This window comes from Falcatimonas sp. MSJ-15 (assembly GCF_018918265.1).
Taxonomy (GTDB): domain Bacteria; phylum Bacillota; class Clostridia; order Lachnospirales; family Lachnospiraceae; genus Falcatimonas.
The window spans coordinates 49,296-66,603 of sequence record NZ_JAHLQC010000005.1 but is presented as its reverse complement, the minus strand read 5'-3'; the positions used below and the strand labels follow the sequence as shown (position 1 = coordinate 66,603).

Genomic DNA, 17,308 nt, shown 5'->3' with positions numbered 1-17,308 from the left:
CCTATTTTATGCATTAGTTCACCAGAAACTATTTTAAAAAACTCTTATCAACCATCGTAATCTGCATACCATTTACAAGTATTATATTCTCATCTCTCATTCTACTAAGTTCTCTTGAGAGTGCACTCCTGTCAACATATAAGAATTCTGCCATCTTATTTCTTGTAAAGGGAAGCTCAATTATTCCATTTTCATCCATCTTCTGTGTCTGAAGAAATACTTTAATCTTATCACGAAGTTTCTTTTGGCTTAATATTCTCACTTTTACATTGAATAGATTAACCTGACTTGCAAGTTCCTGTAACAGATTCGCTGTAACTTGCATTCTGCATGGACAAGTAAGAGTATTCGTAGACATAAGACTTCCAAAATCAAGAAGAAGAACACTTGAATTCTCTGTTGCTTCAAGACTAAACTGACTTGCAAGTGATCTGCTGCATGCAAGCTCTGCACCAAATATGTCTCCTGGTGCAAGCCTTCTTATAATAACCGGAGTCGAATTCTCATCATAGATAAATTCTTCAAGCCCTCCACTAAGCACAATTCCTGCCAGGTAATTAGTATCTCCTTCTGTCACTAACGAATTACCCGTATTATAATCAGCAATCTTGGCATCTAAGCATGACAACACATTCTTATACTTATCTTCACTAATTCCTTCAAACAGACCAGACTCCCTGAAACATTCTATATATCTTCTATAATCTATCATATATCTTACTCTCCATTAACAAGCCTTTCATATCTATATCTTACTGACTCTCTATCAACAAGCCTTATCTAATTCTTACCGACCCTCTATCAATAAGCCATATCATATACAATACTTAATTATTCCTGACTCTCCACAATCTTATTCTCTCTTCTTATAACGCTCTCTCTTATAAGAGCATATACTGTTGATAGAAGCGGAATAAACACAAGCATACCTGCTATTCCAAACAGACTTCCGCCAATACTTACAGCGAATAATACCCATATAGCAGGAAGACCTACTGAACTTCCAACAACTCTTGGATATATAAGATTGCCTTCAATCTGCTGCAGCACAAGGAATAATATAACAAAACCGACTGCCATCATTGGATTCTCAAGAAGTATAAGAAAAGCTCCGACAACACATCCTATAAATGCACCGACAATAGGAATAAGTGCAGTAAAAGCAATAAGAATTCCAATCATAACCGCATAAGGCATACGGAATATAAGCATCGATACAACAAACATCGAACCGAGTATTACAGCCTCAACACACTGTCCTGTAATAAAACTGCTAAAATTCTTATTCATTATCGCACACACTTTAAGAAAACTATTTCTTGGTTTTTCGGGTATATAAGCCTTAAATATTCTCATAAACTGACTTCCAAGCTTCTCTTTCTGTGCAAGAATATATATGCTGAACACAAAAGCTATAATAAAACTTGTAACAACAGTTATTATACTTCCTGCAACACCAATAGTTGTATTAAGTACACTTCCAATACCACTTTGCATAAAAGAACCAACACCTGCAATTATCTTCTGCCAATTATTCTTAAGTTCAGTAATCGTACCTGCAGAATTCTTAAGTGCAGGATACTTATTGCTAAGTTCATTAGCAATATCCATAAGTTCTTCAAAAAACTTTGGTATCTTGCCAGCAACATCTGCTATAGCCGATGATATCTGTGGAACAACAATTGCTATTAAAAGTCCAATTAAAAATATTACAAATAATATTGTAAGAAATATACTCACAATACGTTTGAAACTATCTGCCGACTTGCCAGTCCACTTCTTAAGTATTGTATTCTCAATAAAATTCATTGGAATGTTAAGAACGAATGCCATTGCCGCACCGGCTATAAAAGGTGCTATTATCGCAATCGTAAGATCAACTGCCTTTAATATATCTTTGCAGTATATAACCATCATAATAAGTAATGTAGCAAATACCATAAGTAATGCTATCTGTCGCATCTTTGTCTTGCTAAAATCCATATTCTTCCTCCCGTAATCTCTTCATTTATAATATCAGAGTAGATTATTGACTATTTTAAATTTTGCCAATGTTAAATATACTCACAATTATTACTATTCTATCACGAAATATATGGTTCTTAAAGCCAGATATTATATTTTATATTTTTTTCATATTATATGATACCTTTTGACCATCCTATACATATTGTATTGTCTAATCGACTCTTATCATTCTATATCCAATCCCAACATGCGTCTGTATATACTGCACTGACATACTCTCTTTATCTATCTTCTTCCTTAAAGTTGCCATAAATACTCTTAACGAAGCAACATCATTCTCCCAACTATGTCCCCATATCTTCTGTGTAAGATATGTATGTGTAAGCACTTTACCTACATTGCTGGCAAGAAGACATAATAGCTTATATTCTATAGGAGTAAGATGAAGCTCTTTTTCATCAATATAAGCACAGCCTGATGAATAATCAATCTTAAGTTTACCATTTACAAATATATTAGATTCATTCTGTTCACGCCTGTTAAATACAATTCTTCGTTCTGTAACTCTGATCCTTGCTAATAATTCTTCTACCGAAAAAGGCTTTGTAAGATAATCATCTGCACCTGCATCAAGTGCCTCTACTTTATCAGAATCTTCACTTCTTGCACTTATAATAATAATCGGAACATCAGACCATGTTCTTATCTTTTTAATAACTTCCATACCATCTATATCAGGCAATCCAAGATCCAACAGAATTATATCCGGATTATGTGTGGCTGCTTCCATAATTGCTATTTCGCCATTAACTGCTACTATATACCTGTAATTACAGGTTTTTAACGTTGTTGTCATAAGATTTTGTACTGTCCTGTCATCCTCAACAACTAATATCAATGTTTTATTCATACAATTCGCTTCCTCACTTATACATTGTTAATATCATATAGTAATCTATATTAGCAGCAACTTTAATATATATCCTATACACAATCAACCTTTTCTATTGGTAATTCTATTATAAACACTGTTCCTGTCGGTTTATTATCCTTAACTTCAATATTTCCATCATGCATATTAACTATCGCTTTACATAAAAATAAACCAAGTCCAAGACTTCTTCTGCTGTCTGCTATATTTCTATGTTCACTATAAAACATATCAAATATCTGTGCCTTTGCCTCATCACTTATTCCAGGTCCATTATCTGTAATTGTAATTATAGCTTTATCTTCCGTTTTCTTTGTTCTGATATCTATTATAGAACCTTTTTGCGTATATTTTATAGCATTATCAACAATATTAATTATAACCTGCATCATAAGCCTTGCGTCAACTTTTACAAGAATAATCTCTTCTTCATAATTAATATTAATTGTATGCTCCTCCTGTTTTATTCCAACATGCTTAAGTGCTTCACTTATTATCTCATCAAGCAGCTCAACATTCATCTGTATATTAAGTTTGCCATCTTCAATCTTTGTTATAGCAAGCAGATTCTCTACAAGCTTTATAAGCCACATTGAATCATCATATATATCTTTGCAAATCTGTTTTCTGCTGTCCTCATCAATCATCTCTGAATTATATAAAAGATTACTTGCATTACCTGATATCGATGTAAGAGGTGTTCTAAGATCATGTGAGATAGTTCTTAACAGATTAGCTCTTAATCTCTCTTTCTCAGCTCTAAGCTCCGCCTTTGATGACTCAATTGTCTGTATCTTAAGTCTCTTAGTAAGTGTACCTGTAAGAAAAGCAACTATGAACATCGTTACAAATGTAACTGAATATGCATCATTATAAGCAAGAAGTGTATACCTTGGCTCAGCAAAAAGAAAATTAAATAAAAATACATTAACTCCAGACACCACAAGACTATATATCTGATGTCCTGTTATAAGTGCAGCTATGTATGCACCAAGAATATATATCATAATAATATTAGACTCTTCTATTCCTATATCAAAAAATACTATACCTATAAAACTAGTTACAATAATAACTCCTGTACATTTTAATATATCCATAATATTATCTTTAATCTTATTATTATCATCTGTCTTCTTATTATAGTACATATATAACTCTCACTTTCTTATAACTATACATTAAATACTACAATATCTTACTTATATTAGTATGTCAAATCATATATCAGTATTCCAACCATCAGTATCATATCCCTATATTCAACCGTTAGCAGCCTCAATATATCATACTTAAAAATCTTATATATGAAAACAGTTTTGTATATCTCTTGTCTTACCAAGTACCATAAGTGCTTCACCTGATGCAAATCTTGTATCGGCAGTTATATTAAGATTCATATTTCCATCTCTTTTTACAGCCATTATATTAACATTATATTTCTTCCTTATATCTATCTCTGCAATAGTCTTACCAATCCATTGTTCAGGCATCTCAACTTCAAATATAGAATAATCATCTGATAATTCTATATAGTCTAAAATATGCTCCGATGTATAACGTATAGCTGTCCAATCAGCAAGCTGCTTCTCAGGATATACTACATCATCTGCACCATTACGCAAGAGAAACTTCGCCTGTACATCACGTTCTGCTCTTGATACTACTCTCTTTGCACCAAGTTCTTTTAGCAATGAAGTTGTCTCAAGTGATGCCTGAAAATCATTAGCTATTGCAACTATACATAGATCAAAATTACCAATTCCCAATGTTCGTAAAAAATTCTCATTAGTACTATCACCAATCTGTGCATTAACGACATAAGGTAAGATTGCTTCTATCTTCTCTTCACTTTTATCTATCGCCATGACTTCGTGATTCATCTTACCAAGTTTCATAGCCACATGCTTTCCAAATCTTCCAAGTCCAATCAATAATATTGTCTTCATCTATATCTCTCCTTTTTCTACTCTATTGTCAGATATTTATCAAACACTTGTTACTATCTTATATATCAGTTTCTTCCTATCCAACTATCACCTGTTACTATCCTATATATCAGTTTCTTCCTATCCAACTGTCACTTTCTCCTTTGGATACTTAGAACCTTTCTTTACACTCTCCGATACTGTTGCAAATATAAGTGTAAGTCCACCAACACGTCCTATATACATAAGAATAATTAATACTATCTTTGATACAATACCAAGCCCAGGTGTTATACCAAGCGTAAGTCCAACTGTTGCAACTGCTGATGCAGTCTCAAAAATACAATCAAGCATAGGAAGCTTCTCTGCAATACTGATTATTACAGCTCCACCAATACACAGACTTGCATACATCATAATAAGCGTTGCTGCACTCTTTACAACACTATCTTCAATTCTTCTTCCATAGCACTCTATATCGCCTTTTCTTTTAAAAACAGTAATCATATTCGTAAACAAAATAGCTAGCGTTGTAAGCTTCATTCCACCTGCTGTAGAGCCCGGTGCTCCACCTACTAGCATAAGAAGAATCATAATTGTAATTCCGGCTTCACTGATTTTAGTCAAATCAACTGTATTAAACCCGGCAGTTCGTGGTGTTACAGTCTGGAAAAGTGATGCAAGAATCTTATCTTTTTCCGACATATTACCCCATCTGCCAGACTCAAATTCTCCAAAATAATAATAAAGTGCAGGTATTACTACAAGAACAAGTGTTGTCACAAGAATTATCTTTGTCTGTAATCTATATTTTTTTAAAGCATTCTTATTAGTAACAATATCATTCCATGTTGTAAACCCGATTCCTCCAATGAGTATCAGCATGATTATCGTTATATTAATAATCACATTACTGCTATAACCTGTAAGTGATGCATATCCATTACCCGGTCTCCCCATAAGATCAAAGCCAGCATTACAAAATGCCGATACAGAATGAAAAACCGAATACCATAATCCTTTTAATATTCCAAAATCTTTAATAAATACAGGCATCATAATTACACTTCCTGCAACCTCAAACAGTATTATCCCTTTTATTATAAAACTTGTCATTCTCACAATTCCACCAACTGTCGGAGCTGCTATAGATTCCTGCATAGTACTTCTTTGTATAAGCCCAATCTTTCGTCCTGACAATCTTGTTATACATATTGACAATGTCACAACACCCATACCACCGGTCTGTATCAACATAAGAATAACAAACTGACCAAACGCTGACCAATATGTTGCTGTATCATGAAGCACAAGACCTGTAACACATGTTGCTGAAGTCGCAGTAAACAGTGCATCAAGAAATGGTGTAACTGTTCTCGTTCTGCTTGACAGTGGTAACATAAGCAAAATTGTACCTGCAATAATAACAATAATAAAGCCTATTATTATTATATTAAACGTTGTAAATTTTATTTTTCCATTAATTTTCCTTTCCATAATTATATCTCCTAAATCTAATATTCACAGATTGTTATAGTATAGTACTCTCTGTTTAAAGTTTGTATAAAAAAATAACTTATAGTATTAAGATTGTATAAAGATTAGCAAGTAAAAAATCTATCTGGTTTTCATCCCATAGGCAAGTCTATGGGGCGCCACAATTTTATAACATACTAATACCATATATTTATTCACATTATCTGATAATATTAAAAAGCTTTCCATACAACTAATTATAAATATAATTCTGTTGTATAGAAAGCTACTATTATATCTTATTCAAAGAACCCTGTCATCGCAATCCAGCTCTCTGTGAGTCCCGGCAATAATCGTCTGTTATCTTTAATAAACTCCTCGAGTTCTCTCTTATAGATAAAATGAATATTATCGCACTGATTCTTAATATACTTCTCACCTGTCGAGAACAGATATACCTGTGCTGTCGGTTCAAGCTCAACCGCATCCATATAACTCTCTGCTCTTACAACTACAGTTCCATTCTTAACCTGTGGATATGCAAGGATTCCTTCTCTATTAATCATTGTACATTCATACTTCCATGCTGAATATTTCATAGTTGTTGAATATATATGAAATCCTTTCTCCATCTGCAGATACAAAAGTACAATCTCTTCCACACACTCCGATGGAAGTACACTCCATATATCCGATTTTTTCTCCGGCTTCTTATAATATACAATCTTACTGTGTTTGTTCCATATATGCTTTGATATATCTTCAATATCAGATATACTCTGAATGACTGCTGCTGTTCTGAAACTGCTGACTGCTTTCTCCGGTACAAGCTCCTCCATTCCAATCTTAAGCCATTCTGCACTGACATAATTAGACACTTCAAGCTGATCGTGCATCTCACCGGGTGTACTATCTTTCCACAATCCGGTTACCCTGCACAGATAATATATATTATCAATTCGTGCCCATATCAAATCATCTTCCTTAATCTTTCTCATAGAATTAACAGCTTTCATCGCTGCTGTCGCATCAGGATATACGAGAGCCTCCTTCTTAATTGCAAGTTCCGAGTCCTCTCTTGTCTTAATATCGCTCCAGCCAACGCCAATAAGCTTATTGTCTATGCAAAAATTAAGCAGATCCTCCATTGTGTATTCTTCTGCTATATCATTTTTAAGGTGTATTCTCCATACCTTCATAATTCCAACCTACCTTTTATAAAGTTTTTTTACTAATAGGTGTATACTTCTTAGTATCAAAAAGTTTCGCTTGCTTATATGTATATATATCGGTCAGATTGAAAAGTTCATAATTTATTATATATCATATCTATCATCTTCTCTTTAGTATACCTTCTGATTTTAACACAAAAGAGGATAGAAAACAAATTACATTTTTTAGTTTTTGTCTTTTTTATAAAAAAAATACTATATATGCGCCTTCGTTATTCATTATACACAACACTTTTTATGAAAAATAGTTTCCTAGTCAGCAACTTCTACATAAAAAACCCCATCTTCGTTGATTTTTAGTCTCATTGTCTTAATATACTTGTTATAAAAATTATCTATCTCAGCTTCTGTAGTAGTAATCCTTGTATCACCATACAGTTTTCTGGCAAGTTCCCTGCCATTCATTCCAACAATCTGTGGAGCATACGACTTTAGTTTATCAATTAATACTGCTTTTTTTAAATCAGTGGCATTACCGGTACAAAAATCATCCATCGCACAATTAAGTATATCATGTTCCTCTAATGCTTCCTTAATAGGGTTACCACATTTACTATATTCGTACATAACAAGGAAATTAGCTTCAGGAAGTGAAGATATAAGTCCCCAGAAGTCAGAATCACTTGAACATATAATAAATGAATCTATTCCATCCTTATAGAATGCTGTACATACACCGGCTGTCATCTTAATATCAACAAGTGACTTAAGTTCTGTCACTCTGTTAACTTCAATATACTCAACCGGTATCTTAGTGAACTTAGACAGCCACTCCCATGCAGTCGATGTATGATAATCATCATATAGCATAATCTTCTCAATTCTTGCAAGTTCATCCGGATTAAGATTCTTAAGAACACCATATAACTTGAATACATCAGAATTCTCACAATCAACTGCTATCGCAACTTTATAACCCTCTCTTATGAATTCATATATATCTGCTTTGGTATCTTCATCTGCATCTTTTACTTTGGATTTATCCCAAAAATAATCTTTATGCTGAGTATATATTATACTTAAGAATTTATCATCATTAAAAAGTATATTGCCACGTTCCCTAGGCTCCCAGTATATATACATCTGGAAAGGATAATTATTGAGATTTTTCATATATTTTTCAAATTCTGATTTAAATACATTTTTCTTGGTGTGTTTTGGTATACAGAACAGTTCCCTGATATATTCGAACTTTACCCAGTCGTGAAAAAGATATTCACATTTATCAATATTCTCATTAATTAATCTTGTGAAATCTTCCATGTATTTCTCTGATGAATAATTAACCTGTATTATCGGAATCCCCCAGCTCTCAAGCTTCTTAATATTATCCGTATCATACCATTCCTCTAATCTGTCAAGATTAGAAAGATTGTACTTCATCTCATAATCTGTCTTCTTAAACTTCTGAAATAAGGTTGTCCTTAACTTGCACAGATACCTTATTGTTGTAGCGTTCTGGTCATTATAAAGTGTCTCTAATAATTCACTGCATGACTCTTCATAATACTTATTCAGTGTCTCTTTTCGTACACCAATCATATACGCTACAGTAGCCACTACGTCTCTCTTGTCTACTGTCATATAAAGCCCTCCTTATAAAAATATAATATAAAATAATGTTGTATATATCCCGCAACGTTATTAGTATATCACACAATTAACGCAGAAAAAAGGGAACTTTTATATATATGAACTAAATCATATATAAAAGTTCCCTTTTTCTACTCTAAACATCTAGTATATCATTTTCTAAATAACTATACCAATCACATCGGATGCTGATTCAATTGTGCAGGTATAAAAACACAATCAGAACATCATTATCCTTCAATAGCTATATATTTATCTTCCTTAACTGCCGGTTTTGCTTCTTTCTTTGGTACAAAAAGTGTAAGTATACCATGTTTAAATTCACCTTTTATATCTTCCTTAGTAATATTATCACCTACATAGAAGCTTCTCTGCATTGCACCTGCATAACGTTCACGTCTTATATATCTGCCAGAATCTTTTTCTTTTTCATCCTTATCAAGACCTTTGGCAGCTTCAATTGTCATATATCCATTCTCTAATGATACTTTTACTTCATCTTTCTTAAATCCCGGAAGATCAATGACAACTTCATAACCATTATCTTTCTCTTTAACATCAGTCTTCATAAGATTCTTAGCATGGCGTCCGTACAACTTCTTCTCTACCTTATCACCCATTCTGTCTTCATAGAATGGAAAATCAAACCAATCATCAAATAAATCTTCTCCAAAAATACTAGGCATTAACATAAGTCATCTCTCCTTTTTTATATCAGGTATTCACTTTGTGAATATCTCATGCTTGTTTACCTTGTTTCCTGGAACTGGGATGTTTAAGGAATTCTTTTTATCCTCTTCCTTTGTTCTACGTATGTTATAGCACTTATTATTAGCACTGTCAAGGGGTGAGTGCTATTTTTTTTGTGAACTTTCTGTGAACTTTATATTTAACAGACAACTCACGCTAAAATACTATACAAAAAGCCATTCGCAATCAGTACAAATTCTCATGCAAATGACTTTTTTCTTGCTAAATTAATTTTTATCTTGCAATTCAATCAACTTACCATTCTTTAATTCAAGTATAACATCATACTTTTCCATTAATTCTTTTATTGGTTTATGTGATACATTAATCATTCCTGTACCTATACCATTCAACAAAGCATCTTCTACTCTTATTGCATTATCCCTGTCTAATGATGATGTTACTTCATCTAATATAATAAAATCCTTAACATCTGCAAGTGCTCTCGCCAATGAAACTCTTTGTTTCTCACCACCTGACAATACTGTAGCATCTTCTTTGTCTAATAAATCGCTGATATTAAGCTTAACTCCAACATTTTTTATAATATCATCATCAAGTTTTTTATCCATTTTAATATTTTCAATCACTGTATCGTATAACATAAATGCTTCCTGATGTACTATATTTATATGTGAAAAATAATCTTTTTCACTAATATTTGCAAGTGACTTTCCATCTATCAAAACATCTCCTATGTAATTATCCTGTTCCATGCTAAGTATCTTTAATAATGTACTTTTTCCAGAACCACTCTCTCCCATTATTAAATATTTATTATTAGCATCAAACGTATAATCAACTTCATCCAACACAACTTTATCTTCAAATCTAATAGATAATTTCTTTAATTCTATTTTATTTATTCGATTAATTTGTTTATATACTTTATCTTGCTTTATACTCATTATCTGATTCAATTCATCAACAACAGGTTTTACACTATTTCTAATTGAAAATAATGATGCCAAATACGTAATCGGAGTTGACATAACGGATGCTAAACTTACTGCTGCAAGAAGTTGTCCCGCTGTCATATTTCCCTCTTTTATCATTGATACCCCTATAAGTATTATCATAACATCCTGTATTTTTTGTAGGATAATTACAGTCGCATTAACTTTGCAGTTAATTCTCCCTCTTTTTGTCATACTTTTATTAATATTTTCGCTTTGTCCTGTGAGTCTGCTAAGAAATTTCTTAATATATCCATATTCTCTAATCACAGACATTCCTTCAAGGAATTCTTTTAATAGGCCATTATACTTTTTTAAGTTATCAGTAAGCTCCATTCGCACTTTCTGACTTGATTTTTTAAAAAATTGCGGTGCTATTGCTATCAGTATACAAGTTGTAAATATTATCATTCCAATTGCAATATTAATCTGGCAAAGTGCAGTAACTGACATAAGTGCAGTAATCATACAACCACATATATCAACTGCATTAAGATAATAATCTTCATATACCATATCTATTTCATTATTAAATATCGAAACATATCTAGCATTTTCATCGACTGTAAAATCTTGCAATTTTTTATTTGTAAGACCAACAAGTAATTTTCCTCTAAGCTCATGCTTTACTGCATTTTCAAATGCTACTTCGAATACCACTCTTAGCATTGCAACAATTACGGTCAGAACACTCAACATTATAACTATTTTTAACTTATCATACATAACTATATATTCTTTTTCAATTACTGCATCTACACATTTCTGAATTATAAGTGGTAATTTCACACTCATAAAAGCCATAATTGCAAGTGATATAATTGACAAAACAAAATATACTTTCTTTTTCATTTATGCTATTCTCCTATCATCTTCTAAAGTATTTTACATTAATATACACTTTGTTCCACACATCGTATATACATCGACATTTTCATGTTTAATTATATTGTCACTTGTTATATCTCCAATCATACATTCTTTACTTTCTGTCATTGCACACGGATATATGTTGCCATATTCATTTATATACCATATAAATTTTCCTGCACCACACTCTATTTGTGAATCATGCTTATTTATTGTTTCAATATATATATACTCTTTATATTTTTCTTTTAAACTATCCAATTTTTCTTTTACATTTTCAAATTTTTCCAACGGAATTTCATATTTGTTATTATTTTCTAGTTTTCCCTTTGCTACCATTGTTCCAAATTTTACAAATGTTGCTCCCCACAATATAGCTAGTTTTACTATATTTTCTATATCATCATATGTGCCTGGTGTCACAATAAATGAATATCCAAATTTTATGTTATTATTCTTTAATTGTTCTGAAAAACTTCGAATTTTTTCAAACGAATTATTATTAGCACAAAACTCATTATGTTTCTCCATATTTGAGGCATATAGCGATATTTGAAAAGCATCAATTTTTTTTAATGTACTAATTTCAATTTTCGAATTAGCAACTCCAGACGTTGATATTGATATATGATAATGTTCTGAATACTTTTCTAACAATTCGGCTATTTGACTATATTATAAAGGCTCTCCACCTGTTAATTGCAAATATGGAACTTTTCCTTGCATTTTATCTAGAAATTTTTCTAATTTTTCAATATTAATTCTTTTTAATATACCTTTTTCTCCCTTATAGCAATGTTTACAATCATGCAAGCACTCATTTGTTAAAGATATTATCAAATTATATGGATAATTTTCTCCTTTTTTACCGCTAACCATGACATCTCTTTCATCTTTTCTGTAATCCAATTCTAAAAAGGTTTGATAATTTTTTATAAACATACTTAAAAAGGTTTTTACTACATCTTCAATAAGTTCTTTGTTTTCATTACAAATCAACACTACTAACTTATCAATATTTCTTTCTTTTATTATATACTCCATTAAAAAAGTTTCCACTTCATTTAACTTATAATATTCCTCATTTTTTCCAATAATATATATATTATCGCCCCAATAATGCATTTGCTGCATATCTTCACTAAATCTAATAAACATTTCTTTTTCCTCCCAATACTTTAAATAATCTCTCGGAATCTTTAAGCCAGTAAATATAAGGCTTTCAGATTCCTTTTTATTAAAATCCCCCACTTTTTTGGTCAAAAACACTTGACAAATTCATCGAAAAATGCGGTGCTTCACACCCTTGTTTATAGGACATATTTTTCGATTGGAGGCGATTTTATCTGTTAACTGTGGCAGTCATTCTGACTACCAAAACTTTGTAGTCAAAAATTTACGTAAATATTATCCTAACTCTGATTCCAAATATGAAAGAACAGTTTACCTTGTCACAAAGGACAATCCACGATTAATCAACATATCGCCACGTAACAGTGACGAATGGAAAACGGAATTTAATGCAAGAACTTCTGTAGAACGTTCCAATAAACGTAAGAAATATGACTTTTATTAGAAAACGGCTGACACCGCTCTAGTGGGATGTGGTACTGTCGCCTCTATAACATCATGCTGCTGCAACATCTTGATGCATGGAATCTGCCCTTTGAATCTACCCTACGAAAGTTGATTTTAGAAGTGGCATAATCCTATGATTATTATACACCTTTTTAAGGCATAGCAGCAGTTATGTCTGTTTCTCATGTTCATTTTTATTCATTTCGAATAATATTCACTTTTCAATGTTCATCACTAACTGTGCTGGATATAATCACTCAGGATTCCGAGAGATTATTTAATATAAAAGAATTGTACCAAAACATTTTTTTGATACAACCCTTTTACATTATCATTTTTTAAGCTATAACTACATTATCGATACAACTCTGTATGGATTTCCTCCTGGACATGCTACGCCATCTGGTGAAATCTTCTTTAATTCATATGATTGAATTAATGCTAACATTATTCATCTGACCCCTTTTTTATTATTATTTCAAAGTCGCTATTTTTATCATGTTAACGCTTTGACTTATTCCATTATACCATGTCGTTTGATTAAAAGCCATGACGTTTTGTGCAATTTTTTTTGCATGAAACGTCATGGTTTTTTTAATATTTTTATGTTATAATATCTATTTTTATACTAACACATTATAGATAAAGACCATAGTATCTTTTAACACTATGATCTTTATTATTTACATCTTACACTATATGAAATTCATCAAAACCAACAGCATTAATACCATTTAACATTCGGATCCACTTTATGCATATAATAATCTTTATATGTCTTACTCCAATTATTATATCCGAATAGATCACACAAATATATTGCTCTAATATACCACTCTCTATATTCTTTATCATTTTTGTCACTACGTTCAAGTGCATATCCTATCAAATTAGAACACTGTGCTATAAATTCAGTTTGATAATTCTCCATATCTGTCTTTATTACAGAAATACTCTCTTTAACACATTCTGCATAATCTTTCATATCCGCACATAATTCTGCTCGCAATTTTTTTATCATAAGCGTATCGTTTGGACACTTCAAACTCCGTCTATCCATATTTTTTAAACTTACATCAATAAGTTCTTCTGCTTCTTCGACATTTCCATCATTCTTATATTCCATAACCAACTGATATATTATTTCAAGTTCAGTTTTTGTATAATATCTTTTCACTTCACTTATTTCCATTCCTTCCATAGTTATCTCTATAAGATGTTTATATTCTTTAACTATTTGTTCTCCTGTTATTTTATTATCTTTTCTTTGTAATATTAATTTTATCAAACCTATATACTGCTTATTCTCAGTACAAGTCATATCAAGTCTTGATTCTAATACTCTTAGTATTGCCTTAGCTTCATTATATTCACTATTATACATCATACTTCTTTGTTTTGTCATCATTAGCAGCATAGTATAATCATCTGTAACAATTTGACTTCTGTAATTCATCCAATTTGCTCCAAGACGTTCTCTTATCTTGTCATAATTTTTTTTACTTACCGCTCTCTTACCCGTTTCTATTCTTGAATACGTTTCTACAGCACATATTCCCGAGCTTATCTCTTCTTGCGTAAGACCCTTGTGTCTCCTCTCCGCACTAACATATTCTCTAAATACTTTTGCTTGTATATCTCCACCTTTCCATTCTTCTATGTGATATTCATCACTCACTCCACATATATTCATTACATAGCAAAGTGTATTAAACTGCACTTGGCGTTTATCTGCTTCACTTTTCTCACCTACTTCATTAAGATCATATATATACATTTTAAGAATCTCTGTTATATCATTCATCGCCGAAGCATTGTTAAGAATCCTTAAAGCTTTTCGCTCATTATCAATTCGTGTATGTATATCTATCTTAGAACCTATAAGTTCCATTTTTACGCATACCATTCTTGGATATATTTTTGCAAGTTCAAATTTATCGTCAATCCTATTATCTATATATCTCTCTAGTTTCTCTAATATATTTTTTAATTCTCTATCTTTCATGATATGATTCTTCTGTATTCCATATAGATACATATATATCAAATGAATCTCAAATGCCCCTAATATAATATCTTCTATTCCATGTTGACATTTTGGCAACGTACATTCTAACGCTCTCTTTATGTGTTCATAAAATCCCAATATATTATTATGGCATCTTAACTCTATTATTGCGTCAAGATATTCATTATATTGCATTTTTAACACATAATTTACTTCCGCTATCTCATTTACTTTACTATTTCTTAATTGTACAAGCCTATTCCATTTCTTCTCTCTAACAGCATCATATGTTGCCATCCTCCATCTGTAATAATCTTCTTCTGTTCCTTTTAATACTACATCATATCTTCTTGCTGATATTCCAAGTCTCTGCATTAATGCATAGAATGTAAGACCATCTGGTTCCATAAGTCCATTTTCATATCTTGATAATGTTGATTCTTTACATATTCCCCTACAAAGCCTTGATATCGATATATTTTTATTTCTTCGTGTATTTAATATTATTTCACCAATACTCCTATTCTCTCTGTCTACTCGCATACGTTATCTCCTGTTGTCCCTACTTTTAGTCAAATTTATATCTTTATCAATGTATCACTTTTTTCAAGTAAAGTCAAGTAATGCAGGACATATGCCTATGTTATTAATTTGTACTTTATTAATTTGTAACCTATTAATTTATAACTGCTACCACAGGCAAGCCTATGGTAGCAGTCAGATTATAGATTATCATATAAGTCTTCTGTAAATGTAAGACTTCCTCGATAACCTGCGTATGTACGATTGAATATAAGTCGCTCATTAACCGGGAATGCTCCAAGTATGAACTGAATATCTTTTTCAAGTGCAACTTCTCTTTCATTACTACTGCCAATCAGAAGTGTTATCTCTTCTTCTTCATTTCTTATAGCTTCATTAATCTCATATTGATCTGTTGCAAATATTACTTTTGGTGGTCTGGCATATTCAAGTCTGCTAATCTCATTAATAATTCGTTTTTTATCTTCCGGTCTGAATATCGGTTCTGATATTATTACAAGAACTGGTGTAAAGCTAAAGTCATTCGCAAGGTATCTTGTTATACCTACTGCATTAGACGCATCTGCCACTACTGCATATCTCTTCCAACTTACTACACCTATTGCCTGTGCAAGATAACTGTATACATAATCTTCTTCTTTTTTTATTACGCTTTCTGTAAGTTCTCTATCAAGATCAAGTGCATCACTTACCTGTCTTACAAATGCTGTTGTATCTGTAGCTCCGACAAATAATCCCGGTACTCTTATACTCTTTACACCGAATTTATCTTCAAATCTCTTCGCAGGTCCTTTGAATAGCCATGGATTAATAATTATATTAAGTGCTGCTGCTGAACAGTTCTCTATATCTTTAATTCCTTGATGTTTTGTAAAAAATGTATTTACTCTGAGTCCAAGCTGTGTAAGTATACGTTCTATCTCTTCTAATGTTCCACTCCAGAATGGATCATGATAAGGAACTATTCCAAAGATATTTACAAGTCTGTCATCTTTTTGCACATCTTTTTTAATAACCTTATCTATAAGTGTATTCCATATAATCTCATATCCCAGATTGCTATCTCCTGCGAATCCCGGTGTCTCGATAGGATATACTTTATATCCTTCCTGTGTGAATTCTTCTGTTACACTTACTATATCATCACCAATTATTCCGGCTGTACAGCCTGTTAATACAAAATACGCATCTGCATCTATTATATCTATTGCACCTTTTATTGTACTTCTTAATTTATCTGTTCCACCAAATACAACTTCTTTTTCAAGCATATTGCTTGACGGAATGGATACACTGCTTACAAAACATGAATTCTTATGCCCTGATTGTCCCTGATCTGCTGCTGTTGTCTGCATACAGCAACCCGGACCTGAATGATATACCGGACATACTCTGTCTATTGCACCAAGAACAGCATTGATTCCTGCAAGTACACATCCGCCTTTTGGATTCTCCATTATCTGTGACATATTATA

General features: G+C 32.0%; 14 protein-coding genes. All 14 read right to left on the bottom strand.

Annotated elements, in window-relative coordinates:
• Positions 1-28: 28 nt before the first annotated feature.
• The 14 genes from KQI85_RS05065 to KQI85_RS05000 all read right to left on the bottom strand — a co-directional run bounded on the left by KQI85_RS05065 (position 29) and on the right by KQI85_RS05000 (position 17,302).
• Positions 29-712 carry a Crp/Fnr family transcriptional regulator gene (locus KQI85_RS05065; protein ID WP_216575013.1) on the bottom strand — a complete coding sequence of 228 codons (684 nt, stop codon included), beginning with the start codon at positions 710-712 and terminating at the stop codon, positions 29-31.
• 119 nt (positions 713-831) lie between these two features.
• Positions 832-1,983, bottom strand: a complete 1,152-nt coding sequence (locus KQI85_RS05060; RefSeq protein WP_216575012.1) for an AI-2E family transporter — start codon at positions 1,981-1,983, stop codon at positions 832-834.
• 196 nt (positions 1,984-2,179) lie between these two features.
• On the bottom strand, positions 2,180-2,878 hold the full coding sequence (locus KQI85_RS05055; RefSeq protein ID WP_216575011.1) for a response regulator transcription factor: 699 nt from the start codon (positions 2,876-2,878) through the stop codon (positions 2,180-2,182).
• Positions 2,879-2,952: 74 nt separating this feature from the next.
• A complete protein-coding gene (locus tag KQI85_RS05050; RefSeq protein ID WP_216575010.1) occupies positions 2,953-4,050 on the bottom strand; it encodes an ATP-binding protein in 1,098 nt (365 codons plus the stop codon).
• A gap of 150 nt (positions 4,051-4,200) precedes the next feature.
• Positions 4,201-4,848, bottom strand: a complete 648-nt coding sequence (locus tag KQI85_RS05045) for a TrkA family potassium uptake protein (protein ID WP_216575009.1) — start codon at positions 4,846-4,848, stop codon at positions 4,201-4,203.
• A 120-nt stretch (positions 4,849-4,968) separates the two neighbouring features.
• Positions 4,969-6,324 (bottom strand): TrkH family potassium uptake protein, encoded by a 1,356-nt coding sequence (locus KQI85_RS05040; protein ID WP_216575008.1) that lies wholly within the window; start codon positions 6,322-6,324, stop codon positions 4,969-4,971.
• Positions 6,325-6,602: 278 nt separating this feature from the next.
• On the bottom strand, positions 6,603-7,502 hold the full coding sequence (locus tag KQI85_RS05035; RefSeq protein ID WP_216575007.1) for a hypothetical protein: 900 nt from the start codon (positions 7,500-7,502) through the stop codon (positions 6,603-6,605).
• Between the two features lie 285 nt (positions 7,503-7,787).
• Positions 7,788-9,119 carry an NYN domain-containing protein gene (locus tag KQI85_RS05030; protein ID WP_216575006.1) on the bottom strand — a complete coding sequence of 444 codons (1,332 nt, stop codon included), beginning with the start codon at positions 9,117-9,119 and terminating at the stop codon, positions 7,788-7,790.
• A gap of 239 nt (positions 9,120-9,358) precedes the next feature.
• Positions 9,359-9,820 carry an Hsp20/alpha crystallin family protein gene (locus tag KQI85_RS05025; protein ID WP_216575005.1) on the bottom strand — a complete coding sequence of 154 codons (462 nt, stop codon included), beginning with the start codon at positions 9,818-9,820 and terminating at the stop codon, positions 9,359-9,361.
• Positions 9,821-10,105: 285 nt separating this feature from the next.
• Positions 10,106-11,686, bottom strand: a complete 1,581-nt coding sequence (locus tag KQI85_RS05020; protein WP_216575004.1) for an ABC transporter ATP-binding protein — start codon at positions 11,684-11,686, stop codon at positions 10,106-10,108.
• Between the two features lie 33 nt (positions 11,687-11,719).
• Complete coding sequence (locus KQI85_RS05015; RefSeq protein ID WP_216575003.1) at positions 11,720-12,361, bottom strand: hypothetical protein; 642 nt, start codon at positions 12,359-12,361, stop codon at positions 11,720-11,722.
• A gap of 18 nt (positions 12,362-12,379) precedes the next feature.
• Positions 12,380-12,862, bottom strand: a complete 483-nt coding sequence (locus KQI85_RS05010) for a hypothetical protein (protein WP_216575002.1) — start codon at positions 12,860-12,862, stop codon at positions 12,380-12,382.
• A 1,144-nt stretch (positions 12,863-14,006) separates the two neighbouring features.
• A complete protein-coding gene (locus KQI85_RS05005; protein WP_216575001.1) occupies positions 14,007-15,833 on the bottom strand; it encodes a helix-turn-helix transcriptional regulator in 1,827 nt (608 codons plus the stop codon).
• A gap of 179 nt (positions 15,834-16,012) precedes the next feature.
• Entirely contained in the window at positions 16,013-17,302 is a 1,290-nt protein-coding gene (locus KQI85_RS05000) for a nitrogenase component 1 (protein WP_216575000.1), read from the bottom strand.
• Between the last annotated feature and the right edge of the window lie 6 nt (positions 17,303-17,308).

What these genes read in the sequence shown, in the direction of transcription:
- KQI85_RS05045 (WP_216575009.1), bottom strand. Translation starts at nt 4,848, where the DNA reads ATGAAGACAATATTATTGATTGGACTTGGAAGATTTGGAAAGCATGTG.
- KQI85_RS05060 (WP_216575012.1), bottom strand. Translation starts at nt 1,983, where the DNA reads ATGGATTTTAGCAAGACAAAGATGCGACAGATAGCATTACTTATGGTA.
- KQI85_RS05050 (WP_216575010.1), bottom strand. Translation starts at nt 4,050, where the DNA reads ATGTACTATAATAAGAAGACAGATGATAATAATAAGATTAAAGATAAT.
- KQI85_RS05065 (WP_216575013.1), bottom strand. Translation starts at nt 712, where the DNA reads ATGATAGATTATAGAAGATATATAGAATGTTTCAGGGAGTCTGGTCTG.
- KQI85_RS05020 (WP_216575004.1), bottom strand. Translation starts at nt 11,686, where the DNA reads ATGAAAAAGAAAGTATATTTTGTTTTGTCAATTATATCACTTGCAATT.
- KQI85_RS05030 (WP_216575006.1), bottom strand. Translation starts at nt 9,119, where the DNA reads ATGACAGTAGACAAGAGAGACGTAGTGGCTACTGTAGCGTATATGATT.
- KQI85_RS05010 (WP_216575002.1), bottom strand. Translation starts at nt 12,862, where the DNA reads ATGTTTATTAGATTTAGTGAAGATATGCAGCAAATGCATTATTGGGGC.
- KQI85_RS05055 (WP_216575011.1), bottom strand. Translation starts at nt 2,878, where the DNA reads ATGAATAAAACATTGATATTAGTTGTTGAGGATGACAGGACAGTACAA.
- KQI85_RS05025 (WP_216575005.1), bottom strand. Translation starts at nt 9,820, where the DNA reads ATGTTAATGCCTAGTATTTTTGGAGAAGATTTATTTGATGATTGGTTT.
- KQI85_RS05040 (WP_216575008.1), bottom strand. Translation starts at nt 6,324, where the DNA reads ATGGAAAGGAAAATTAATGGAAAAATAAAATTTACAACGTTTAATATA.
- KQI85_RS05035 (WP_216575007.1), bottom strand. Translation starts at nt 7,502, where the DNA reads ATGAAGGTATGGAGAATACACCTTAAAAATGATATAGCAGAAGAATAC.
- KQI85_RS05005 (WP_216575001.1), bottom strand. Translation starts at nt 15,833, where the DNA reads ATGCGAGTAGACAGAGAGAATAGGAGTATTGGTGAAATAATATTAAAT.
- KQI85_RS05000 (WP_216575000.1), bottom strand. Translation starts at nt 17,302, where the DNA reads ATGTCACAGATAATGGAGAATCCAAAAGGCGGATGTGTACTTGCAGGA.